The organism is Flavobacterium sp. CLA17 (genome assembly GCF_013112255.2).
In the GTDB taxonomy this organism is placed as follows: domain Bacteria; phylum Bacteroidota; class Bacteroidia; order Flavobacteriales; family Flavobacteriaceae; genus Flavobacterium; species Flavobacterium circumlabens.
Window position 1 is genome coordinate 963,805 of the sequence record NZ_CP068294.1, and the last position, 23,727, is coordinate 987,531.

General features: G+C 30.7%; 25 protein-coding genes. All 25 read left to right on the forward strand.

Going from position 1 to position 23,727, the window contains the following annotated elements; all coding sequences use genetic code 11:
• Nucleotides 1-6: 6 nt before the first annotated feature.
• The 25 genes from HAV12_RS04175 to HAV12_RS04295 all read left to right on the forward strand — a co-directional run bounded on the left by HAV12_RS04175 (nucleotide 7) and on the right by HAV12_RS04295 (nucleotide 23,629).
• A complete protein-coding gene (locus HAV12_RS04175) occupies nucleotides 7-567 on the forward strand; it encodes a GNAT family N-acetyltransferase (protein ID WP_171568605.1) in 561 nt (186 codons plus the stop codon).
• Complete coding sequence (locus HAV12_RS04180; RefSeq protein WP_171568606.1) at nucleotides 561-1,028, forward strand: GNAT family N-acetyltransferase; 468 nt, start codon at nucleotides 561-563, stop codon at nucleotides 1,026-1,028. The genes HAV12_RS04175 and HAV12_RS04180 overlap by 7 nt, the downstream gene beginning before the upstream one ends.
• A complete protein-coding gene (gene pseI / locus HAV12_RS04185) occupies nucleotides 1,025-2,062 on the forward strand; it encodes a pseudaminic acid synthase (protein WP_171568607.1) in 1,038 nt (345 codons plus the stop codon). The genes HAV12_RS04180 and pseI overlap by 4 nt, the downstream gene beginning before the upstream one ends.
• 10 nt (nucleotides 2,063-2,072) lie before the next feature.
• Nucleotides 2,073-3,260 (forward strand): O-antigen ligase, encoded by a 1,188-nt coding sequence (locus tag HAV12_RS04190; protein WP_171568608.1) that lies wholly within the window; start codon nucleotides 2,073-2,075, stop codon nucleotides 3,258-3,260.
• Nucleotides 3,261-3,347: 87 nt separating this feature from the next.
• A complete protein-coding gene (locus HAV12_RS04195; RefSeq protein ID WP_171568609.1) occupies nucleotides 3,348-4,304 on the forward strand; it encodes a glycosyltransferase family 2 protein in 957 nt (318 codons plus the stop codon).
• Nucleotides 4,305-4,326: 22 nt separating this feature from the next.
• Nucleotides 4,327-5,055: a CatB-related O-acetyltransferase gene (locus HAV12_RS23035; protein WP_171568610.1), complete on the forward strand. Its 729-nt coding sequence runs from the start codon at nucleotides 4,327-4,329 to the stop codon at nucleotides 5,053-5,055.
• Between the two features lie 15 nt (nucleotides 5,056-5,070).
• Nucleotides 5,071-5,661, forward strand: a complete 591-nt coding sequence (locus tag HAV12_RS04205) for a hypothetical protein (RefSeq protein ID WP_171568611.1) — start codon at nucleotides 5,071-5,073, stop codon at nucleotides 5,659-5,661.
• Between the two features lie 116 nt (nucleotides 5,662-5,777).
• The gene (locus HAV12_RS04210) at nucleotides 5,778-6,647 is read left to right on the forward strand and encodes a hypothetical protein (RefSeq protein WP_171568612.1); all 870 of its coding nucleotides are present in this window, start codon (nucleotides 5,778-5,780) and stop codon (nucleotides 6,645-6,647) included.
• A 145-nt stretch (nucleotides 6,648-6,792) separates the two neighbouring features.
• The gene (locus tag HAV12_RS04215; RefSeq protein WP_171568613.1) at nucleotides 6,793-8,229 is read left to right on the forward strand and encodes a lipopolysaccharide biosynthesis protein; all 1,437 of its coding nucleotides are present in this window, start codon (nucleotides 6,793-6,795) and stop codon (nucleotides 8,227-8,229) included.
• A gap of 64 nt (nucleotides 8,230-8,293) precedes the next feature.
• A complete protein-coding gene (locus HAV12_RS04220; protein WP_171568614.1) occupies nucleotides 8,294-9,385 on the forward strand; it encodes a glycoside hydrolase family 99-like domain-containing protein in 1,092 nt (363 codons plus the stop codon).
• A gap of 89 nt (nucleotides 9,386-9,474) precedes the next feature.
• The gene (locus HAV12_RS04225) at nucleotides 9,475-10,566 is read left to right on the forward strand and encodes a glycosyltransferase family 1 protein (RefSeq protein WP_171568615.1); all 1,092 of its coding nucleotides are present in this window, start codon (nucleotides 9,475-9,477) and stop codon (nucleotides 10,564-10,566) included.
• Nucleotides 10,567-10,594: 28 nt separating this feature from the next.
• Complete coding sequence (locus HAV12_RS04230; protein WP_240345232.1) at nucleotides 10,595-11,143, forward strand: DapH/DapD/GlmU-related protein; 549 nt, start codon at nucleotides 10,595-10,597, stop codon at nucleotides 11,141-11,143.
• Between the two features lie 15 nt (nucleotides 11,144-11,158).
• Entirely contained in the window at nucleotides 11,159-11,461 is a 303-nt protein-coding gene (locus HAV12_RS23040; RefSeq protein ID WP_171568617.1) for an NAD-dependent epimerase/dehydratase family protein, read from the forward strand.
• Between the two features lie 24 nt (nucleotides 11,462-11,485).
• The gene (locus tag HAV12_RS04240; protein WP_171568618.1) at nucleotides 11,486-12,292 is read left to right on the forward strand and encodes an NAD-dependent epimerase/dehydratase family protein; all 807 of its coding nucleotides are present in this window, start codon (nucleotides 11,486-11,488) and stop codon (nucleotides 12,290-12,292) included.
• Nucleotides 12,292-13,317 (forward strand): lipopolysaccharide biosynthesis protein, encoded by a 1,026-nt coding sequence (locus HAV12_RS04245; protein ID WP_171568619.1) that lies wholly within the window; start codon nucleotides 12,292-12,294, stop codon nucleotides 13,315-13,317. The genes HAV12_RS04240 and HAV12_RS04245 overlap by 1 nt, the downstream gene beginning before the upstream one ends.
• Nucleotides 13,318-13,329: 12 nt before the next feature.
• The gene (locus HAV12_RS04250; protein WP_171568620.1) at nucleotides 13,330-14,217 is read left to right on the forward strand and encodes an NAD(P)-dependent oxidoreductase; all 888 of its coding nucleotides are present in this window, start codon (nucleotides 13,330-13,332) and stop codon (nucleotides 14,215-14,217) included.
• A 23-nt stretch (nucleotides 14,218-14,240) separates the two neighbouring features.
• On the forward strand, nucleotides 14,241-14,789 hold the full coding sequence (gene rfbC / locus HAV12_RS04255; RefSeq protein ID WP_171568621.1) for a dTDP-4-dehydrorhamnose 3,5-epimerase: 549 nt from the start codon (nucleotides 14,241-14,243) through the stop codon (nucleotides 14,787-14,789).
• Complete coding sequence (rfbD, locus tag HAV12_RS04260) at nucleotides 14,789-15,637, forward strand: dTDP-4-dehydrorhamnose reductase (RefSeq protein ID WP_171568622.1); 849 nt, start codon at nucleotides 14,789-14,791, stop codon at nucleotides 15,635-15,637. The genes rfbC and rfbD overlap by 1 nt, the downstream gene beginning before the upstream one ends.
• Nucleotides 15,638-15,666: 29 nt before the next feature.
• Nucleotides 15,667-16,536, forward strand: coding sequence for a glucose-1-phosphate thymidylyltransferase RfbA (rfbA, locus tag HAV12_RS04265; protein ID WP_132036392.1), 870 nt, complete (start codon nucleotides 15,667-15,669; stop codon nucleotides 16,534-16,536).
• Nucleotides 16,537-16,575: 39 nt separating this feature from the next.
• A complete protein-coding gene (locus HAV12_RS04270) occupies nucleotides 16,576-17,538 on the forward strand; it encodes a glycosyltransferase family 4 protein (protein WP_171568623.1) in 963 nt (320 codons plus the stop codon).
• Nucleotides 17,538-17,963 carry a WxcM-like domain-containing protein gene (locus HAV12_RS04275; protein WP_171568624.1) on the forward strand — a complete coding sequence of 142 codons (426 nt, stop codon included), beginning with the start codon at nucleotides 17,538-17,540 and terminating at the stop codon, nucleotides 17,961-17,963. Before HAV12_RS04270 ends, HAV12_RS04275 begins: the two co-directional genes overlap by 1 nt.
• Nucleotides 17,956-19,098 (forward strand): DegT/DnrJ/EryC1/StrS aminotransferase family protein, encoded by a 1,143-nt coding sequence (locus HAV12_RS04280; RefSeq protein ID WP_171571625.1) that lies wholly within the window; start codon nucleotides 17,956-17,958, stop codon nucleotides 19,096-19,098. Before HAV12_RS04275 ends, HAV12_RS04280 begins: the two co-directional genes overlap by 8 nt.
• A gap of 185 nt (nucleotides 19,099-19,283) precedes the next feature.
• Nucleotides 19,284-21,251, forward strand: coding sequence for a nucleoside-diphosphate sugar epimerase/dehydratase (locus HAV12_RS04285; protein ID WP_171568625.1), 1,968 nt, complete (start codon nucleotides 19,284-19,286; stop codon nucleotides 21,249-21,251).
• Nucleotides 21,252-21,429: 178 nt separating this feature from the next.
• Nucleotides 21,430-22,296, forward strand: a complete 867-nt coding sequence (locus HAV12_RS04290; RefSeq protein WP_171568626.1) for an ABC transporter permease — start codon at nucleotides 21,430-21,432, stop codon at nucleotides 22,294-22,296.
• A gap of 67 nt (nucleotides 22,297-22,363) precedes the next feature.
• Entirely contained in the window at nucleotides 22,364-23,629 is a 1,266-nt protein-coding gene (locus HAV12_RS04295) for an ABC transporter ATP-binding protein (protein WP_171568627.1), read from the forward strand.
• Nucleotides 23,630-23,727 lie beyond the last annotated feature (98 nt).

The following is a 23,727-nucleotide window of genomic DNA, read 5'->3' on the forward strand; positions in this document are numbered from 1 at the left end:
AATAAAATGGAGTTTTATAAAGTATTAAATAAACAAAATTTCGTTAGTGGCAATTATTCAATAGTACCTATTAGGTATATAGATCGTTTTGACATTATGAAATGGAGAAATGAACAAATTTATCATTTGCGACAAAATAAACCTCTAACAATTCAAGATCAGGAAGTTTATTTTAAAACAGTTGTTGGTAAACTTTTTCATGAAGATCATCCTAGTCAAATTTTATTTTCTTTTTTGGAAAATAACACATGTATTGGTTACGGAGGATTAGTTCATATAAATTGGATTGATAAAAATGCAGAAATATCTTTTATAATGAATACAAAATTAGAGGAAAATAATTTTGCTTTTATATGGGTAAATTATTTGAATTTAATCGAACAAATGGCTTTTAATGAATTGAAGCTACATAAAATTTATACTTATGCTTTCGATTTAAGACCTCATTTATACGATGTTATGTTAGATGTCAATTATAAAGAAGATGCAAGATTAAAAGAGCACTGTTTTTTCGAAGGAAAATATATTGATGTGGTTATTCACTCAAAAATAAACACTAGGTGTTAAGTTTTAGAAAAGCAAATATTGATGACTTAGAACTCTATTTTGACTGGGCAAACGATGTAGTTGTTAGAGAGCACTCCTATAATTCTGATATAATTGATTTTGAAAGCCATAGTAAATGGTTTAAAGCAAAGTTAACAGATAATTCATGTTTGATGTTGCTATTTGAAAATGAGGAGTTTGTGAGTATTGGGCAAATTAGAATTCAAAAACAAAATGATCAAGAATCTTTAATCGGAATATCTATAGATGTAAAATTTAGAGGTCAAGGTTATGCAAAAGAAATGCTTCAAATAGCATCAGATTATTTTTTGGTTCTAAATCCAACTTCAATTATTAATGCTTTTATTAAAGAAGAAAATCATAGTTCAAAATATGCTTTTGAAAAAGCAGGTTTTGAATTTACTAAAAATTTAAATTATGAAGGTATTAATAGTTTTCACTATATAAAAAAAACAAAATGAAAATAGATAATTTTATAATAGATAAGAAAAGTAAGGTTTTTATAATAGCAGAACTTTCTGCAAACCATAATGGTAATATTGAAACTGCAATTGAAACAATACGTGCGGCTAAAAGAGCTGGTGCAGATTGTATAAAGTTACAAACATATACAGCAGATACTATCACTATTGATAGTGATAAAGACGATTTTTTAATTAAAGGAACCATTTGGGAAGGAAAAAATTTGCATAAGTTGTATCAAGAGGCTTACACACCTTGGGAATGGCACGAGAAGTTGATTAGCGTTGCCAAAGAAGAAGGTTTGATTTGTTTTTCATCTCCTTTCGATAAAACTGCAGTTGACTTACTCGAAAGTTTAAATGTTCCTGCTTATAAGATTGCTTCTTTTGAAATCACAGATATTCCTTTAATTGAATATACAGCTTCTAAGGGTAAACCAATTATTATTTCAACGGGAATTGCAGAACTAGAAGACATAGAACTAGCTTTGGACGCTTGTAAAAGAATGGGAAATGATGATATTGCATTATTAAAGTGTACTTCAAGTTATCCAGCACCGATTGAAGAAGCTAATATGTGTATGATAAAAGATTTGGCAGAGCGTTTTAATGTTATCAGCGGATTATCTGATCATACTATGGGGGCAACTGTACCAATTGTAGCAACAGTTTTTGGAGCTAAAATAATAGAGAAACATTTTATTTTAGATCGTGAGATTGGTGGCCCGGATGCTTCTTTTTCTATGAATGAGCAAGAGTTTACAGCCATGGTAAAAGCGGTGCGTGAGGCTGAAAGTGCTATTGGTATTGTAGATTATAACTTGACTGAAAAACAAAAAAAAGGAAAAGATTTTTGCAGATCTCTATATGTTGTTGAGAATATAAAAGCTGGAGATGTAATTACTGAAGATAATGTTCGCTCTATTCGTCCTGGTTTTGGATTACATCCAAAACATTTAAAGGATATTTTAGGCAAAAAAACAGCAATAGATTTAGAAAAGGGCGTGCGATTTGAACTTGACTTTTGTAAATAGAACAAATTGCATGATTGATAAACAAGAGGTTATTCATCCTTATAAAATATTAGATTTCTATTATTACATTATAATCGGGATACTAAGCTTGGGAATGTTTATTCCTGGGGTTAGGATTGGTGTTATTGCTTCTGTAATAATATTATTTCTAATGTATAAATATCTTCGAACAGCTTCTTTACTTAAGAATTATGTAGATGTTTTGGTAATGATTTATATTCTTTACAATACAATTTCTTTTCTGTGGTTTATATTTTCAGGATTACCAATTTCAGTTTTTATTAAGGAGTATTCTAATTCAATATTGCCCATGTTTTTCTATTATTTGGGCAAGATTGAAGATAAGGATAATAAAAATTTTTATAACATTACTCTTAATGCAATTGTTCTTTGCTTTGTATTAGGATTTATTTTGTTTATTCAACAACCTTATTATTATAGAGAATATTTGAGCGTTTTAGACGGTATTGGAGGCACAGATCCAATCCTTACATCCTCGGCATTTCGCTCTTTAGTTGGTTTAACCATGACAGGATCATTAGGTGTTGTTGGGGTATTAATAAGCTTTACTAAAATCCTTGATACCAAAGGACGAAATGGAAAAGCTGCATTAATAATTTGCATGATAGCAGTCGCTTTAACTTTTAGGAGATCTGCATTATTTGTGGCATTGGCAGCTTTTTTTGTGCTCCACTACTATGGATATTTCAAATTTGGAATGTTAAAAAAAAAATATTTATTAATAGAAATTGCAATTATTTTTTTTATTGTCGGATATCTTAATAATAATTTTGGAGATTTAATTACAATGTTAAACGAGCGTTTAATGATGATTACTGATTCTATAGATGAACGAAGTGATACATGGATTGAAGGACTAATGTATGGAAATCTTGTTATTGGAAGTGGCCTGGGTGTGTTTGGGCATAAAGCTGTAGAATTTAGTGATAAATATATACCAGATGGTAACTATGTGAGAATGTTAGCAGAATTAGGAGTTATTGGAACATTTATTTTTTTTAGTATAATAATTACTACTTTGTTTAAAGGACTAAAAAAATTGAAGGAAAATATTTTAGAAGTTGGAATCATTTTAGGATTGTGCATTCAAGCAGTAGGATCAGATATATTTTCTTTTCAATTAATAGTGCCAATTTTATGGTTTTCAGTAGGAAGAGTAAATATTAATTATAAATAAAAACTTTAGATTTCATCTAAATAAGTTAGTACGTCAGATAAAAATAATATAAAAAAATTAATTTTTAAAGAAATATATAAATTGTAAATGAATAATGAAAAACATTTAATAAGTATTGTAATTCCTGTTTATAAAGTTGAAAAGTATTTACGAAGATGTATAGAAAGTGTTCTTTCTCAAACATATAAGTTTTATGAGCTAATACTTGTAGATGATGGGTCTCCGGATAACTGTCCGGCCATTTGTGACGAATATGCAGGAATTTATGAAAATATAATTGTTATTCATAAAGAAAATCAGGGAGTTTCTGCAGCTAGAAATTCAGGTATTGAAGCAGCCAAAGGAAAGTATATTACATTTATTGATAGCGATGACTTTGTTGATGAAAGTTTTCTGGAAATACTAAAAACAACTTTGGACGTTCATAATGTATCTATTTCGATGTGTTCGTATAAAAGAGTTAATGATTCTTCCCAGATCGAAAAATCGAAGAAAAACGAGGTTAAGGTAATTAATGATTTCGAAGCAATGAACATGCTTTTAGATGATCAATCAAAATGTGCACCTTGGGGTAAATTATATGAAATAAATCTCTTTCAGGATTTACGGTTTCCTGTAGGAAAAATAATGGAAGATATGTTTGTAATGCCTGTCATATTTGAAAAAGCTAAGTTTTTGTCTATTGGCTCACAAGAGTTATATTTTTATAATCAGGAAGGAGAAAGTATAACAAGGTCAACTTTCAATTATAATAAACTTGATATGGTAGAAGCAGCAGATTTTTGGAAAAAGCATACTAGCTTGCATTATCCTGAATTATCAGAGAAGGCGTCTATTCATTTTTTTACTGTGATTATTAATAATTGCATGTATTTGACAAAAGCAGATGATAGTTATGGAAAATCAAAATATTATGAGTACAAAGCCGAAATACTAAACAGCTATAAACACATTATTAATTCAAAATATACTACAAGGAATACTAGAATTAAAGTGATTCTTTTGAAATTTAACTTGTTTCGATTATTTACTAAATTACTGTAATTTATAATTTTAATATGTAAAAATGAGGACAATTATTAAAAAAGTATTATTAAAAATCAAAAAAAAAATAATTCTTGATAGGTATTCTACATTAAATTACGGTGTAATAAATAAAAGTATTAATTCTAAATACCCATGTAGAATTATTGAATCAAAATGTAATTTCGAAATTGTAAATGAGGGTTGTAAGATATCAGAAGCAAGATGTTATGGAGATATTACATTGGGAAGGTTTGTCACAATAACAGGCCCGGGAACAGTCGTTAAATCGCTTAAAGAGAAAATTTATATTGGAAGCTTTTCTTCAATAGGCCAAAACGTATGTATTGTAGATTTTAACCATCTATTCGAGAGGGTTACTAGTAGCTTTATTCATCATTTGATTTTTGAAGAAGATTTTCGGACTGATTTAATTGGAAAAGGACCAGTTATTATAGAAGAGGATGTTTGGGTAGGATCAAATACGGTCATATTACCAGGTGTAAAAATAGGGAGAGGGAGTATAATTGGTGCAGGAAGTGTTGTTACAAAAGATATACCCAGATATTCAGTCGCTTACGGAAACCCTGCGAAGGTGAGAATAAAGCGATTTGATGATGAAAAAATCGAGTACCTTGAAAATTTGAAGTGGTGGGAATGGAGTATTGATGAAATTGTAAAGAATAAAAATCTCTTTAGTATGAATCTAAAGGATTATAATGTTGATGAATTATTTAACCTCGTTGTTAAATTTAAAAACGAGAATAGATAATTAATATAAAAAGTTATGATTAAGAATAAAAAAGTTCTGTTGATTTGTAAAGAAAGTTTTTCTTTTCCCTTATTTTTTATTGCCCAAAAATTAATAGCTGCAGGTAACGAAGTAGGGGCTTTTTTTATACATCATGAAGAAAGTTATTACAATAAAAGCAGATATAATGAAAATACATATTTTAAGTTTAAAGAAGAATTAAAAGAAGTCAAGTTATATGGCTTGGAAGACTTATGTTCGGAGTTTAATAAACAATATAAGTCTCCGTTAGTTGATATGGATTATCTAGAGGAAGTAGAAAGAAACTTCACTCATTTTAAAAATTTGAATCTTCAGCTAACAACATCTCAATTAGTTACGAGACACTTTCATACAAGGTTCTTTTTTACTAATTCATCATTTAAACAAAACTTAAAATTTCTAGAATTAGGTTATAAAAATGTAATCAAAATTGTTGATGATTTTAAACCAGATTTAATTTTAGATACTGAAGACGGGGAGCTTTTGAGAACAATTTTGAACGAGGTAGCATATAAAAATAAAACACCATATATACTATTGACTATCCTAGATTTGAAGGTTATAAATTACCAACATATTGTCTAGGAGTTAGAATTGATTCGAATTTTGAGAAAGAATATAATCATTTTCTTAAATCATCTTCAAATGATTTGTTAAAAGAATATGAATATATACATGAGATGAGAAATAAATCAAGTATCATGTCAAAAGAGTTTAAGGGAACAATTACTAGTCAGTATAAGCCTAGTAGTATATATGTTACATTTAAATACTTATTGGGTAAGATTCTATATTTTTGGAACGTTTCTATAAAAAATGGTAACCTCAGGCTTTTTAAGAGGAATAGTATTCTATATTCAAATCCATTAAATCATTTTTTGTTTTACGTCAAAGTAGAAATTAAAAAACAGCTTTTGTTTAGGAAAAACAAATACTTTGAATTGCCTGACCCTACTGATAGCTATGTATATATGCCATTGCATCTTATACCGGAATCAACAACTTTTGTAAAAGCACCTTTTTATATAAATGAGTTAAATATTATTGAACAAATTTCTAAATCATTACCAATTGGATGGAAATTATATGTCAAAGAACATCAGGCCATGTTAGGTGAAAGGAGTTTAGATTTCTATAAAAAAGTAAAGAAATTTCCAAATGTAAAATTGGTTCAATTTAATTATTACGATGATCCAAAACCATGGATTCAAAATGCTAAAGGTGTTATAACAATTACGGGAACAGGTGCTTACGAAGCTGCTATGCTTGGTAAAAAAGCAATAATATTCGGTGATGTACCTTTTAAATTATTAAATGGAATATTTAGAATTTCTTCTTTTGAAGAATTACCATCACTTATTGCTTCTTTTGGTACTATTGATAATATACAATCATGTGCCGCTTACATAGCCGCTACAAAATCAATAGGTATGGATATTAATTTAAAATTTTTAATGTCTGAAGGAGAAGCCATTCTTAGCGGTGATAAAAAAAGATCTGATAAATATCAGGAAGGAATAGATAATTTGCTTGAGTTTTATGAAAAAGCCTATATGAAACATAAAATATAAAGAAAGATATTAAACAAAAAATCCTAAATATGTGTTTAAAGGTTATCGATTTAGCCATAACATAAATGTTCGAGATTTTGAGGTAACTCTCTTACTATAGATTATTAAAAATATAGTAAAATATAAAATTATAAAATACAGACGAGTGAATAAAGAAAAATCTATTGGGTTAAATAAAAATGCCTTAAAATCGGGATCGAGTTACATGTTCTCAAATATCTTGATAAAATCAAGTGCAATTATTACCGCCCCAATATTTACGCGCTTGCTATCAACGTCTGATTATGGAATAGCTAGTAATTTTGCAGCATGGCTTAATATAGGTACTGTTATTTTAGGTTTGGGTTTGACCTATAGTATTGGAAATGCTTACATCGATTTTCCTAACAAATTAAATAAATATCTTGCTTCAATTCAAACATTAGGAACCATATTTTCTCTTTCATTTCTGTTACTAGCAATTTTTTTCAGGAGACAATTGGCAGAGATTATGGAATTAGACGAGGATCTGGTCTTAATAATGTTTGTATATCTCTTGATTTTTCCTTCTTTCATATTTGCACAAGAAAATTTCAAATTTATTTTAGCATATAAACAAAATGTTTTTATTTCCATATTTAACACCCTGGGATCTATATTGTTTTGTTTTTTATTTATTTACATATTTAATAATCAAAGATATTACGGCCGAATTATAGGATTAATATTTCCTGTATTTATAATGGGAACTTATTTTTTTATTAAAATAATACGAAACGGATGGAGTAAGGAAATTAACAAATATTGGAAATATGCGTTAAAAATTTCATTGCCAATGATTCCACATGCATTGGCAATGGTTGTCCTGTCACAATTGGACAGAATAATGATTATTAATTTGTGCGGGAGTTCAGACGCAGGGCTTTATAGTTTTGGATTAACATACGCTTCATTAGCTTTGATTTTTTCTAATGCAGTCATGCAGGCTTATATTCCTTGGCTATATGTTAGTTACCAGGGGGAAGATTTTAAGGCCATTAAAAATTCCAATAATATTATATGTTTGATAATGTGTGTTTTAACATTTGGAATTATCACAGTAGCTCCGGAGTTTTTGAAGTTACTTGGCTCAAAAGATTTTTGGGATGCTAAACTTGTAGTTATGCCTTTGGCTGTTGGGAGTTTATTTCAGTATGTTTATAATACCTATTCAAGTTTGGAATTATATCACAAAAAAACAATTATAATTGCAATCGGAACTGTTCTTGCAGGATTAATTAATTATTTTTTGAATGTATTGTTTATACCCAGATATGGATATGTTGCTGCAGGTTACACAACACTGTTCAGTTATTTAGCATTAGCTATATTCCATATGTACGCTTGTAATAAAATTTGTAAAAAACGTGTTTACGATGATAAATATGTATGGATTGTTACGATCCTTACCACAATTTCAAGCTTTTTGATCGTTTTTTTATATGAATACTTTATTGTAAGATACTTAATGATGTTTTTGATGTTACTCATCGTTGCATTTTTTCAAAAATCAAAAGTTAAAGAAGTATATGATTTAATAGTCAATCAATTAATAAAAAAATAATTTAAGAATTCAACAATATTTGCAGCGTTGAGCTTTGCAAAATGATTATATTTAAATACATTTTATGGAAATTATAGCATATTATCTGCCTCAGTATTATCCTTTTAAAGAGAATAATGAATGGTGGGGTGAAGGTTTTACAGAATGGACAAATGTGGGAAAAGCAAAACCATTATTCAGGACACATTACCAGCCAAAAGTTCCGGCTGATTTGGGATATTATGATTTAAGAATAGAAGAAATTAGACAGAAACAAATAGAAATGGCAATTGAAGCAGGCGTAACTGGTTTTTGTTATTGGCATTACTGGTTTGGTGATGGAAGAAGATTGTTAGATATGCCTTTTCGTGAAGTATTAAATTCAGGAAAATCAGATTTTCCATTTTGTCTGGGATGGGCGAATGAATCTTGGAAAGCAAAAGTATGGAACTCTGCTGATACTAAAGAAGATGTGATGCTGATGGAACAAAGATATCCAGGTAAGACTGATATCGAGAATCATTTTTTTGAGATTCTGCCAGCAATAAAAGATTCTAGATACATGAAAATCGAAAATAGACCAATTTTTGTTATTTATAAGCCATTTTTAATGACCGATATATCTGCGTTTATAGAGATATGGAACAGTATGGCTAAAAGTAATGGTTTTGATGATGGTTTCTTCTTTGTAGGACACACCCTTGATAATAAAGAAAAAGATCATATTTTAAAAATGGGTTTTGATGCAGTAAATATAGTGAGAACTGGAGAGTATCGATTTAACTTAGAAGTTATAAAGAAAATTCCATTTAAATTATTCAAATTCAAAGCCTTAAAAAAGCCACTTAAGTTGAATTATTCTTTTATATCTAAATATTTTATTCAAGAAATTGATAAAGATGAAAAAGTATTTCCAACAATTATACCTAATTGGGATCATACACCACGCAGCGGTAATTATGGAGTAGTATTCCATAATTCAACACCTGATTTATTTAAAAAACATGTAGCTAAAGCAATAGATGCAATTATCAATAAGCCTAAAAGCCATCAGATTTTATTTCTTAAATCTTGGAATGAATGGGGCGAGGGAAATTATATGGAACCAGATTTAAAATTCGGAAAAAAATATATTAGAGCTTTACGAAGTGTAATTGATGAAAAGCTGAGTATGTAATTTAAGTTTATTAACAACGAAATGTTTTATTCTTATTCTTAAAAATATAAATGAATTTTTAAGAATTCTAAACTTAAAATTTAAATTTCATGAATGTACTCTTAGATAATATAATTTTTTCATTGCAAAAGGCTGGAGGAGCTTCTGTACTTTGGCAGCAACACATTAAACAATTGCTAAATGATACTGAATATAACTGCAGTTTTTTGGAATATGATAATGCGCAATTAAATTTTTTTAGAAATCAATTGTCTATTGATAAGGAGAAAATTGATTTAAAAAATTCTCGTTTTTTAGGTATTAAAAGATATTTAAATTTAAACTCTCAACTTAGTTCTAAACATATATTTCATTCTTCTCACTATAGAGTGGAAAAAGGGAAATCAGCTATAAATGTTACAACAGTTCATGATTTTACATACGAATTCTTTATAAAAGGTTTAGCTCAAAAAGTTCATACTTTTCAAAAATACTCAGCAATTAATTCTTCTGATGGAATAATCTGTGTTTCTAATAGCACAAAAAATGATTTGTTGAGATTATTGCCAAATATTAATAAAAATAAAATTAGAGTAGTTTATAATGGAGTAGACAATGCATTTAAAATTTTAAGTGACGAAGTAATTGGACCAGATGAATATTTTTTTGAAGAATTTAGATATGCATTGTACATAGGAGATAGACGTACAGCTTACAAAAATTTTGGTATGGCAGTAGACGCGTGTTCTCTCGCAAATATGCCAATGTTAATAGTAGGCGGTGGTGATTTAACGGATGCTGAATTAAATAACTTAACCAATAAATTAGGTGTTGGGAAATATAAAATACTTTTAGGAGTAAGTGTAGAGGACTTAAATTTTTATTACAACAAAGCTTATTGTTTAATTTATCCGTCTTTGTATGAAGGGTTTGGAATACCTGTCATAGAGGCTCAGCGAGCCGGCTGTCCGGTTATAGCTGTTAATAGTTCATCTATACCTGAAGTAATTGGAAATAAATACACAGCAATTGAAAATCCAACCCCTCAAGATATTTATAAAAAGATAAAAGAGTTATCACTAGTTGGTAATTTAAGAAAAGAGACCATTGAGAAGGGATTAATTAAATCTAAAGTTTTTAGTTGGGAAAATACTTACTTACAAACAACTGAATTTTATAATGAATTATATTTTGAAAAATAGATATTCAATATTAACATTTACTAAATTGATGATTTGGATAATTCGAACCAAGTTAATTTGGAGAAATGCTCGTATTATAAGGTTTCCATTCGATCTTAGGGGAAAAAAATATATTTCTATATCTAAAGGTTTTACAACTGGGGTGGGTTGTAGATTAGAAGCCTATCCTATGAATGATAATAAAGTTTTATACATAGGAGAAAACGTTCAAATGAATGACTACGTACACATTACTGCAATGAGTAGTGTGAAAATTGGAAATAATGTTCTGATTGCAAGTAAAATTTATATATCAGATTGTATACATGGGAGTTATATAGGTGATGAAAATGATAGTAGCCCTTTGACATTTCCTTCTAAAAGACCGTTGTCTTCTAAACCTGTAGTGATAGAAGACAATGTCTGGTTAGGAGAATTTGTTTCAGTTTTACCGGGAGTAACAATAGGTAAAGGAACAATTGTAGGAGCTAATTCTGTCGTTTCTAAAGATCTTCCGCCATATGTTATTGCAGTTGGGACACCGGCAAAGCCAATAAAAAAATACAATTTTGATTCTAATAGATGGGATAAAATATAAAAAAATAAAACTATAATGAAAAATATATTAATTACGGGGGGAGCTGGTTTTATAGGAAGCAATTTAGCACTTAAACTTATAGAAAAAGGACATAATATTACAGTTTTGGATAGTCTTTCAACACAAATACATGGCGAAAACCCTAAAGTCACTTCTCCTCTTTACAAAAGCATAAAAGATAAAGTTACTTTTATTGAAGGAACAGTAACTTCTCGTACAGATTGGGAAAATGCCTTAAAAAATCAAGATGTTGTGGTACATTTTGCAGCCGAAACAGGAACCGGACAATCAATGTATTGTATTGAAAAATATACATAAGTTAATATTCAGGGTACTGCCATTATGTTAGACATTTTGGCAAATACTCCGCATCAGGTAAAAAAAATTGTAATAGCCTCATCCAGGTCAATCTATGGAGAAGGAAAGTATATCCACCCTAAATTGGGAGCAGTTTATCCGGGTTACAGAAATGAAAAGGATATGTTAGAAGGAAAATTTGAATTGAATTATGAAGGCAGTTCAAATTTAATATTAGCAGCAACAGATGAAGAATCAAAAATTCATCCGTCATCTGTTTACGGTATTACAAAACAGAATCAGGAACAAATGATTATGACAGTTTGTCCAACTATAGGAATTGCTCCAGTGGCGTTTAGATATCAAAATGTGTATGGCCCCGGACAATCATTGTCTAATCCCTATACTGGAATACTATCCATATTTTCAACTCAGATTAGAAATAATAATCCAATTCAAATATTTGAAGATGGAAAAGAATCAAGAGATTTTGTTTTTATAGACGATGTAGTTCAGGCTACGATACTAGGGATTGAAAAAGAAGAAGCAAATGGTCACGTATTTAACGTAGGAACAGGGGTACCAACAGATGTTGTTGAAGTGGCTAATTCATTAATAGAGGCTTATGCTATTACTGTTCCTGTAACTATTACAGGCAGATTTAGGTTAGGTGACATTCGCCATAATTATGCTGATTTAACGAAAATTAAAACACGTCTGGGATTTGAACCTAAATTTACTTTTAAAGAAGGTATTAAGAAATTTTCGACATGGGTATTAGAGCAGGAAATTCAGGAAGATAAATTAAGTAAATCTCTGGACGAGATGGTAAAAAAAGGTTTACTGAAATAATGGAGGATAAATATTTTGATAATAAAAAGATACTTTTTCTTTCTGTAAAATTATTCAATTATGAGAATATTATTGCTGAAAAACTAAGATTCCTTGGTGCAGAAGTAGATTATTATGATGAAAGACCAAATAATTCAATTTTTAGTAAGGGTATAATCAGATTAAAAAGAAGTCTTTATAATAGGATAATAACTAAGTACTACAATGAGATTTTAGAAAAAATCTGCAAAAAAAAATATGACTATTTCTTCTTAATAAAAGGAGAGGTAGTTCCTCAGTTTTTTATCGACAGGATAATTGAATTGAATCCCCAAATTATATTACTCTATTATACGTTTGATTCCTTTGAAAATAACCCTAACGGTATTGCTATTTTAAAAAATTTCAACAGAAAATATACATTTGATCCTAAAGATTCTGCAATTTATGATTTAAAATTTAGGCCTTTATTCTTTTCTGATGATTATTACAAACTGGATAGTCACCCTAATCCTGTATATGATTTGTTATTTATAGGTACAGCACATTCTGACAGATATATTATTAGCGAAAAAGCTGGTATATGGTGTCTGAAAAATAAACTTAAAAGTTTTGCATTTTATTACTCACCCAGTAGAATTGTATTTTTGTTTTTTAAATTGTTTGATTCTTCTTTCAAAAAATTCAATTACAACAAAATTTCTTTTTCCAGTTTAAAACATGAACAAATAATAGAATTATACAAACAATCAAAAGTTGTTTTAGATATAAATCATCCAAATCAGATAGGTTTGACAATGAGAGTGTTTGAAGCACTGGGTAGTGGAAAAAAAATAATTACAACAAACGCTGATATAAAAAGATATCCATTTTATAATGAAAATAATATTTATATCATTGATAGAAATAATATTGAATTGAATTATGAATTTTTCAATTTGAAATTTGAAGAGATAGACGAAAAAGTTTACGAAAAAATGTTTATTTCCGGATGGCTTAAAGAATTGTTTTTTGATGATTTTTCTTTTAATTGGTTGCAAAAATAGATATACAATTTAATGAATATACTTCTAACGGGTTCAAATGGTTTTTTAGGTTCAATTATAAAAAAGCAATTAGCAGAGGATTATAATATTATTACTTTATCCAGATCAAATTCTTTCTATAACGTTTCATTAGAAAAAGAAATCCCTGATTTTAAACAGGAATTTGATTTAATTATTCATGCAGCGGGGAAAGCACATAGTATTCCAAAAACAGCGTTCGAAAAAAAACAATTTGACGACGTAAATTTTTTAGGAACATCAAATATTTTAAAAGGTTTAGAGAAATCTGGTATACCAAAGCAATTTATTTTTATTAGTTCCGTTGCTGTTTATGGTCAGGAGGAAGGATATAATGTTAATGAGGAACATCCTTTACTAGCCTCTGATCCATATGGATTAAGTAAGATTAAAGCAGAAAATCTGGTTATTGACTGGTGTAAAAAAAACAGAGTTACTCATACAATTTTGAGATTGCCGCTGTTAGTAGGGGAAAACCCTCCCGGTAATTTAGGAGCGATGATAAAAGCTATTAAAAACGGATACTATTTTAATATTGGAAAAGGGCAGGCAAGAAAAAGTATGGTCTTGTGTAAAGATGTTGCATTATTACTTCCTGTAGTGGCGCCAATAGGAGGGATTTATAATCTTACTGATGGTTTTCATCCTAATTTTTATGAATTAAGTCTGGCTATTTCTAAGGGAAAAAAGCATTTTTCTTTACCAGCTTCTCTTGCTAAAATTATTGGAAAAATGGGAGATATAATAGGAGATAAAGCTCCTGTTAATTCGTTAAAAGTAAAAAAAATAATTTCAGATCTGGTTTTTGATGATTCGAAAGCCAGAAAATTATTGAATTGGAATCCTGAACCAGTTTTGTTTTTTTTTAATGAAAAGGTATAAAGTGATAAAAAATAATATTTAATATGAACATAGAAAAAACATTTATAAAAGATTTAGTAGTAGTTGAGCCAACTGTTTTTGGAGATGAAAGAGGCTATTTTTTTGAATCCTACAGCAAAACTAAATTTGAAGATTTAGATATAAATATTGAATTTGTACAAGACAATCAATCTTTTTCAAAGAAAGGAACTTTAAGAGGATTACATTACCAAAACCCTCCATTTGCTCAGACTAAATTAGTGCGTGTACTAGAAGGAGAAATCATTGATGTTGCAGTAGATTTACGAAAAGATTCGCCGACTTATGGTAAAGCGTTTAGTGTTTTGTTATCAGCAGAAAATAAAAAACAGTTATTAGTACCGCAAGGTTTTGCACATGGTTTTTCTGTAATAAGCGAAACGGCCTCTGTTATGTATAAATGTGATCAGTTTTATAATAAAGCTGCCGAAGGCGGAATTAAATTTGATGATCCTTCTCTTAATATTGATTGGGGTATGAATCTGGAGAACGCAATTGTTTCTGAAAAAGATCAGATCCTTCCTTATATCGAAAACTGCAATAGTTTATTTTAATGAAAAAAATACTAGTCACCGGCTCAAATGGGCAATTAGGATCAGAATTAAAACTTTTATCTGAAAATTATTCTCATTTTGAATGGGTTTTCACAGACAGAACTGAAATTACTTTAGATAAATTATCGGTTTTAGAAAATCAGCTTGAATTGATTAAACCTGATATTATTATAAATTGTGCCGCCTATACAGCAGTAGATAAAGCAGAATCAGAAAAAGAACTTGCAGATGTAATTAATCATTTAGCTGTAAGTGTTTTGGCAAGCTGGTCAGCTAAGAATAATGCAAAATTAATACATGTTTCAACTGATTATGTCTTTAATGGAACTTCGTCCATAGCATTAAACGAAAATGCTCCTACCGATCCTATTAATGTATATGGAGAAACGAAACTTAATGGAGAAAAAATTTGCCTGCAGCAAAATCCAGAAGCAATTATTATAAGAACATCATGGGTGTATTCCTGTTTTGGAAATAATTTTGTTAAAACCATGTCACGATTAATGCAGGAAAGAGACAGTCTGAATGTTGTTAATGATCAGATAGGGAGCCCGACTTACGCTGCCGATTTAGCGAAAGCAATTATGGTGATAATTACGCATTCAGATTGGTATCCGGGAATTTATAATTTTTCTAATGAAGGAGAAATTAGCTGGTATGAGTTTGCATTAGCTATAAAAGAAATTGGAGGTTATACTTGTGAAGTAAGCGGAATTCCTTCTTCTTCATATCCTACTCCGGCAAAAAGACCGGCGTATTCTTTGCTAGATAAATCAAAAATCAAGCAAATCTATCATGTTGATGTTCCAGAGTACAAAGAAAGTTTAAAAAAAATGATGAGTTTGTAAATTGCAGATTTCAAAATAAAAATAAAAATATGAAAGGAATTATATTAGCTGGTGGATCAGGAACCAGATTGCATCCTTTAACTTTAGCAGTTAGTAAGCAATTAATGCCGGTCTATGATAAACCGATGATTTATTATCCGCTTTCAACTTTGATGATGGCAGGAATTAATGAGATTTTGATTATTTCGACACCTCATGATTTACCTCATTTTAAGAAACTGTTAGGGGATGGGAGTGCTATTGGATGTAAATTCAGCTATGCGGAACAACCTAATCCAAATGGATTAGCGCAAGCTTTTGTAATTGGTGAAGAATTTATTGGTAATGATAAAGTCGCATTAGTTCTGGGCGATAATATCTTTTTCGGAACTCATATGCAGCAATTATTGAAAGAAAATGCCAATCCGGAAGGAGGAGTTGTTTTTGCCTACCATGTTTCAGATCCTGAACGTTATGGAGTTGTAGAATTTGATGACGATAAAAAAGCTATTTCGATTGAAGAAAAACCATTAGAACCAAAATCAAATTTTGCAGTACCGGGACTCTATTTTTATGACAACTCTGTTGTTGAAATTGCTAAAAATATCAAGCCAAGTGCCAGAGGTGAATATGAAATTACTGATGTAAATAAAGTATATCTGGAACAGGGAAAATTAAAAGTCGGAATTCTGAGCAGAGGAACAGCCTGGCTGGATACAGGAACCTTTAACAGCTTAATGCAGGCCGGGCAATTTGTTCAGGTTTTAGAAGAACGTCAGGGATTAAAAGTAGGTTGTATCGAAGAAATTGCCTGGAGACAGGGATTTATAACTTCTGAGCAGTTAAGAAGTTTAGCCGAACCTCTAAAAAAATCAGGTTACGGTGAATACCTTTTGAATATTTTAAAATTTAAAATTTAACCCGCGAAATTCATTGTTTTTGAAGTTCTTATTTAGCTTATGATTTACACCATAATATTTCTTATTTTATTTATAATCGAGTTGTTATATTTTAAAGTGGCAGATCGCTTTAATATTATTGATAAACCAAACTTAAGAAGTTCTCATACCGAAATTACATTAAGAGGCGGCGGTATCATTTTTTGGTTTGCGGCTTTGCTTTACTTTGCTCAAAATATACCCTACAATTATTTTTTCTTTACTGGAATTACCCTGGTCACTTTGGTAAGCTTTTGGGATGATATTCAGAGTTTGTCCAATAAAATTAGAATATCGGTTCAATTTCTGGCTATTAGCCTGATTTTTTATGATTTAGGGGTTTTTATCAATGTGCCTTTAATCGGAATCGTTTTTGCCTATATTTTTGCTATCGGTATTATCAATGCTTACAATTTCATGGATGGTATCAATGGTATAACAGGATTGTATACCTTAGTTGTCATGGGATCTTTATGGTATGTGAACAAAAATCTGCAGCTTTTTACAGATGCAAGTTTTATAATCTATGCCATGTTGGCTAGTCTGGTTTTCTTGTTTTTTAATTACAGAAAAAGAGCCAAATGTTTTGCGGGTGATGTAGGTAGTATTGCAATAGCTTTTTGGGTTATTTTTCTAATTTTGAAATTGATTTTAATCACTAATTCAATTATCTGGCTTTTGTTTTTAGCAGTCTATGGAGTTGATGCAATTTGCACAATTTTCCACAGATTATATCTGAAACAAAATATTTTTGAAGCACACAGGTTGCATTTTTACCAGATATTAAGCAATGAATATAAAATTCAGCATCGTATTGTATCTGTAATTTATGCAGTAATACAAAGTGTTATTTCAGCCATCGTTATCTTTTTATATGACAAGCTGCAAGCAATTACACTTTTTGTTGTAATTATTGTACCATTGGTTTTGATTTATTCTTTGAAGTTTTACATGATTAGAAAAGCAAGTTTAAAAATAATTTAATGGAGCCTAAAGTAATTCAGGGAGGAAACTTTTCAGACCATAGAGGAACTATCTCCTATGTAAATGATTTTAGTTTTAAAGACATTGAAAGATTTTATATTATAAGTAATTCTGACGCTAACCCAATCAGGGCATGGCAAGGACATAAACTTGATGCTAAAAATTTCTATTGTCTAAGCGGATCTTTTAAAATTCATTTTGTGAAAATTGATAATTGGGAGAAACCATCAAAGGATTTGGTTATTGAAACTATATTTACAAGTGCTTCAGATAGTAAAATTATTCATATTCCCGCAGGATATGCTAATGCTATAGAGTCTTTGGAAAGGGACTCGAAATTAATTTCATTTTCAACTTTACCTTTATCCAATGTAAGTGAAGATGATGTTAGATATGATTCAAATTATTGGAAAATTAATGACTGATAAAAGGATTTTTTTATCATTGCCGCAATTAAGCGGCGAAGAGCAAAAGTATATTCAAAAAGCTTTAGATGATAATTGGATCACCTCGGGTGGTCCAAATGTGAATGATTTTGAAAATGATTTGCAGGAATTTCTACAGGATGATGTTTCTGTCGCGGCTTTAAATTCAGGGACTTCTGCGATTCATTTAGCATTAATATTACTCGGTATTAAAGCCGAAGATGAAGTCATCTGTCAAAGTATGACATTTTCCGCATCTGCGAATCCTATTTTATATCAGAACGCAACCCCTGTTTTTATAGACAGTGAAGCTGAAACCTGGAACATTTGTCCGGAAACCCTCGAAATTGCAATTAAAGACAGAATAGCTAAGGGCAAAAAACCAAAAGCAATTATAGCAGTTCATTTATACGGAATGCCTTACAAGGTTGATGAGGTTCATGCTATTGCTGATAAATATGGAATTCCTGTTATTGAGGACAGCGCCGAGGCTCTGGGAAGTCATTACAAAGGTAAAAAATGCGGTACTTTTGGCGCCTTTGGAATTTTCTCTTTTAATGGAAATAAAATCATTACAACCTCCAGCGGAGGAGCCCTTATTACGCACTCTAAAGATTTCAAAGAAAAAGCGATCTTTTACGCCACCCAATCGAGAGATGAGGCCATTCATTACCAACACAGCGAAATAGGATATAACTATCGAATGAGTAATGTTTGTGCCGGAATTGGAAGAGGGCAAATGAAAATTTTGAACTCTAATTTAAAAGTTAAAAAACAAATTCACGATTTTTACGTTAGCATTTTTAAAGATATAAAGGAAATCACTGTTTTTGAAAATATAAATCAGGATTATGATTCAAACTATTGGTTGACGACTATTTTAATAGAGCCTGGCTTGAATATAAACAGAGCTGTTTTATTACAGGCTTTTGAAGAAAAGAATATAGAATCCAGACCTTTGTGGAAACCGATGCACTTACAGCCCCTGTTTTCTCAATATCCTTACTACGGCAGTACGGTTTCTGAAGATTTATTTGAAAAAGGTTTGTGCCTGCCATCAGGGACCAGTTTAAATAGTGCGGAAAAAGAAAGAATTAGAGAGGTCGTAAATAAATTATTTCAGGTCCAAGAATAGAATCGATTGGGTTTCTATGAGACGTCAAAATTATTTACTTTTAAATATAAAAATACAGTTTAATTCAAATTTTATAACATATGAGTAGGACTAGACATGTTATTTTTAAATGAAAAGAAATTTTTAATATCTTTAATTTGTATTTTTGTAATAATTACAATTAAGATTATCCAAAGAAAACCAAATTGAATACAGATAAACAAACCAAAGTCACGGATTTCCTGCATACTTTTTTTTCTCCAAGAAATTTAAGAGCCAATATTAATAACCTTAGCTATTTGCCTAGGTGGATTATCGTTGGAATAGATGTGATGGTCCTGATTTTTTCTTTTACGTTTACCTATATGTTGTTTGAAGGAACGGCATTAGGGTATATTATAACTTCACATCATTTTTATTTCGTAGGCAGTCTCATTTTTGTAAATATATTTTTCTTTTGGTTGTTTAGGACCTATTCAGGAATTATAAGGCATTCTTCTTATATTGATGCGATCAAACTGCTGTTTTCCCAGATGTCGGTTTTAGTGTTTTTCTTATTTTTAAATTTAGTATTTGAATTATATTTTGGACACAAAGCTTTTTTAAATACAGCCCTTTTTATTAATTTGGTGCTGTCATTTTGTGGGTTGTTTTTATATCGTGTAATTGTAAAACAAACGTTTGAATTATATTTCTCAGAGAAAACGAATTCTAAGCTAATCAGAACGGTTATTTACGGAACTGATGCTAATGCTATTTCAGTAGCCAATGCTTTAAAATTTGAAACTCCGTCCCGATTTAAAATTGTTGGTTTTGTAGATAAGAATAATCAGAATGCCTCTAAGCGAATGCTTGATCTTCCTATTTTGATTTTAAGAAAAAAATTACCTGCTTTAATGCGATCTGTAGCTGCAGAGGGTGTAATTATAGCCGATAAAAGTTTATCTAAAGAGGAACAATTAATTATTGTAGACCAATGTTTGGAGTTTAACTACAGGGTTTACACCGTGCCACTTATCTCCGATTGGGAAAATCAAAAAGAGATTTCCCAAAAAGTAAAAAACATACAAATTGAAGATTTATTAGAAAGAAAACCAATAGTCCTGGATAGTAAATCGATTTCGAAACAATTAAAAGATAAAACGGTATTAATTACAGGCGCAGCAGGGTCAATAGGAAGTGAAATAGTAAGGCAGGTATTAGGATTTAATCCTAAAAGAATTATTATTTTAGATCATGCCGAAACACCACTCCATAATTTATGCTTAGAGATTTTGAGTGTCGATTCTGAAACTAAAATTGTTGCCGTAATTGCCGATGTGAGAAGTAAAAAAGCATTGGAAAAGGTTTTCAAAAACTATAGTCCTCATGTTGTTTATCATGCAGCTGCCTATAAACATGTTCCTTTAATGGAAGAAAATCCGGCACAAGCCATATTGACAAATATTAAAGGTACAAAGAACTTAGCCGATTTATCCTGTAAATACAATGTTCGTAAATTTGTGATGGTATCTACTGACAAAGCAGTTAATCCCAGCAATGTGATGGGAGCCAGTAAAAGAATTGCTGAAAAATATGTTCAGTCTTTATTTTTAAAAAATCAACAAGAGAATTTTGAGGTAGTAACGAAGTTCATTACCACCCGTTTTGGTAATGTCTTAGGCTCAAACGGATCAGTGGTTCCTTTGTTTACCAAACAGATTGCTGCCGGAGGACCGGTTACCATAACACACCAGGATATTATTCGTTATTTTATGACTATTCCTGAAGCATGCCAGTTGGTATTAGAAGCAGGAGCAATGGGTAACGGGGGAGAAATTTACATTTTCGATATGGGGAAACCGGTAAAGATTATTGACTTAGCAAAAAAGATGATCAAACTAGCAGGTTTTATTCCTGATAAAGAAATAAAAATAAAAATCGTTGGCTTAAGACCGGGAGAGAAGCTATATGAAGAATTATTAAATGATACTTCTAAAACATTGCCAACCTATCATAATAAAATTATGATAGCTCAGGAGATACAAGACGAGTATGAAAACTTGCATATTGAGATTGATGAACTGATCGGAATTGCAGATTTCTATGACAACGACGATATTGTTGCCAAGATGAAAAAAATAGTTCCGGAATTCAAAAGTATGAATTCGACTTTTGAAGTTTTGGATAATTAATTTTGAATATTAATTTTGGATTGAAATAAGATATAAAAAGGTGTTTTTTTTAAACGCCTTTTTGCTTTTTGAATATTTTTTAAAAGACTAAAAATCTTGTTAATTGCTTGTGATAGTAAGGAAGCCCCCTGTCTATTTTAAATAATATTATTGCAATTTAATTGTAATACAACTGAAAATGAACAATACAAATACCACTAATGACTGGCTGTTTGAAATAACGCCAAAGAATAACTTCTTCTCCCTAAATCTTAAAGAAGTCTGGCAATATCGGGATCTACTATTTTTGTTTGTAAAACGAGATGTTATTACAGTTTATAAACAAACGGTATTAGGACCATTATGGTATCTTATTCAGCCTTTGTTTACATCAGTAACCTTTACAATAATATTTAATAATGTTGCCGGAATCAATACCGGTAATGTACCTCCGTTTCTGTTCAATCTGGCAGGCATAACGGTTTGGAATTATTTTACAGCTTGCCTAAACGGTACTTCTGATACGTTTAAAGCGAATGCAGGAATATTTGGAAAAGTCTATTTCCCCAGAATTATAACGCCTATCTCTGTCGTAATTTCTAATTTGATTAAATTCGGGATACAATTTTTTATTTTCATTGCTTTTTATTGTTACTACTACATTCAGGGGAGGGACCTGAGCCTGAACGGTCTCGTGTTGTTTTTCCCTGTACTTATTGTTGTTATGGGTATTTTAGGATTAGGATTAGGAATGTTGATTTCCTCCATGGTAACAAAATACCGTGATTTTAGCTATTTAATTACTTTTGGGATACAGTTACTAATGTATCTGTCAGCAGTAATGTATCCAATGGAGTTAATTAAACAAAAACTGCCTGCTTATGGCTGGATTGTGCAATACAACCCATTAGCTTATATTATTGAGACCTCCCGTTATATGCTTTTAAATGTTGGAGAGATTTCCCTTTCAGGATTACTATATACTTTTGTGGTTACAATTGCAGTATTCGTTATTGGTATTTTAGTTTTTAATAAAACGGAAAAGAGTTTTATAGACACTGTTTAATTCAGTCAGTTTTAGAATAGCGTAACGTTTTTTAGGTAATTCAGGCATCACAATTTACAACTTACAATTGAAAAAAGATATCATATTAAAGGCAGAAAATATTTCTAAACAATATCGTTTAGGAGAGGTCGGGACAGGAACGTTGATTCATGACCTGAATCGATGGTGGCATCAAATTCGGGGTAAAGAAAATCCGTATTTGCGAATAGGGGATACCAACGATCGTTCTAAAAAAGGAACTTCAGATTATGTCTGGGCTTTGCAGGATATTAATTTTGAGGTGGAACGCGGACAGGTATTAGGAATAATTGGTAAAAACGGCGCGGGCAAATCAACACTTTTAAAGATATTATCAAAGGTAACAGCCCCAACTACGGGGAGTATAAAATCGCGCGGTCGTATTGCTTCGCTTCTTGAAGTGGGAACAGGTTTTCATGGAGAAATGACTGGTCGTGAGAATATTTTTCTAAATGGTGCCATTTTAGGGATGACGAAAAAAGAAATTGCTTCAAAACTAGATGAAATTATAGAATTCTCAGGTTGCGAACGGTATATAGACACTCCCGTAAAAAGATATAGTTCCGGAATGACCGTGCGTCTGGCTTTCGCCGTAGCAGCTTTCCTGGAACCTGAAATTTTAGTAATTGATGAGGTTTTAGCCGTAGGAGATGCCGAGTTTCAAAAGAAGGCAATCGGTAAAATGCAGGATATATCAAAAGGAGAAGGGCGCACTGTTTTATTCGTGAGCCATAATATGGCAGCAGTGAAGAGTTTGTGTACCAGAGGAATTATTTTAGAACATGGAAAAGTTGTCTTTGAAGGAGAAATAGAAAATGCTGTAAGTTACTATCTTGGCGGTGATGCCGAAGCAATGAACTTAAAAACATTTGGAAAAGAATATGATCTTCCGATCTTTAAATTAAATGAAATTTCGTTAAATAATTCCGGACGGACTTCAGATGATGTATTGCGGGAAAATGAACTAATTATTCTTCACACCAAAATAGATATAAAAGTTAAGGACGCACAAAGATATCATATCACCTATCACTTATTTAATGAAATGGGAGAGGTGATGTTCTCGTTTTCGAATGCAGGTTCATTTTCTTTAAAAAACGGACTAAATGATATCACATGTGATTTTCCTGAATCCTTCTTTCAATCCGGACAATACTTTTTGTCGCTCTTTATAGTCGAAGATGCAAAGAAGCCCATTTTTATCGAAAGCGATATCATTTCTTTTACGGTTGTAGATTCCGGAAGGGAATTAGGAACCTATATGGGCAGGGAGCCAGGCTACATAAAGCCACAATTTGACTGGAAAATAAAATAAACCAGCATCCAAACGTATAAATAATTTAGACTTATATTTTTATTTTAACAGCTTATAAATCCTTTTGAAGTTAGTTGAATTAATAGATTTACTAATTT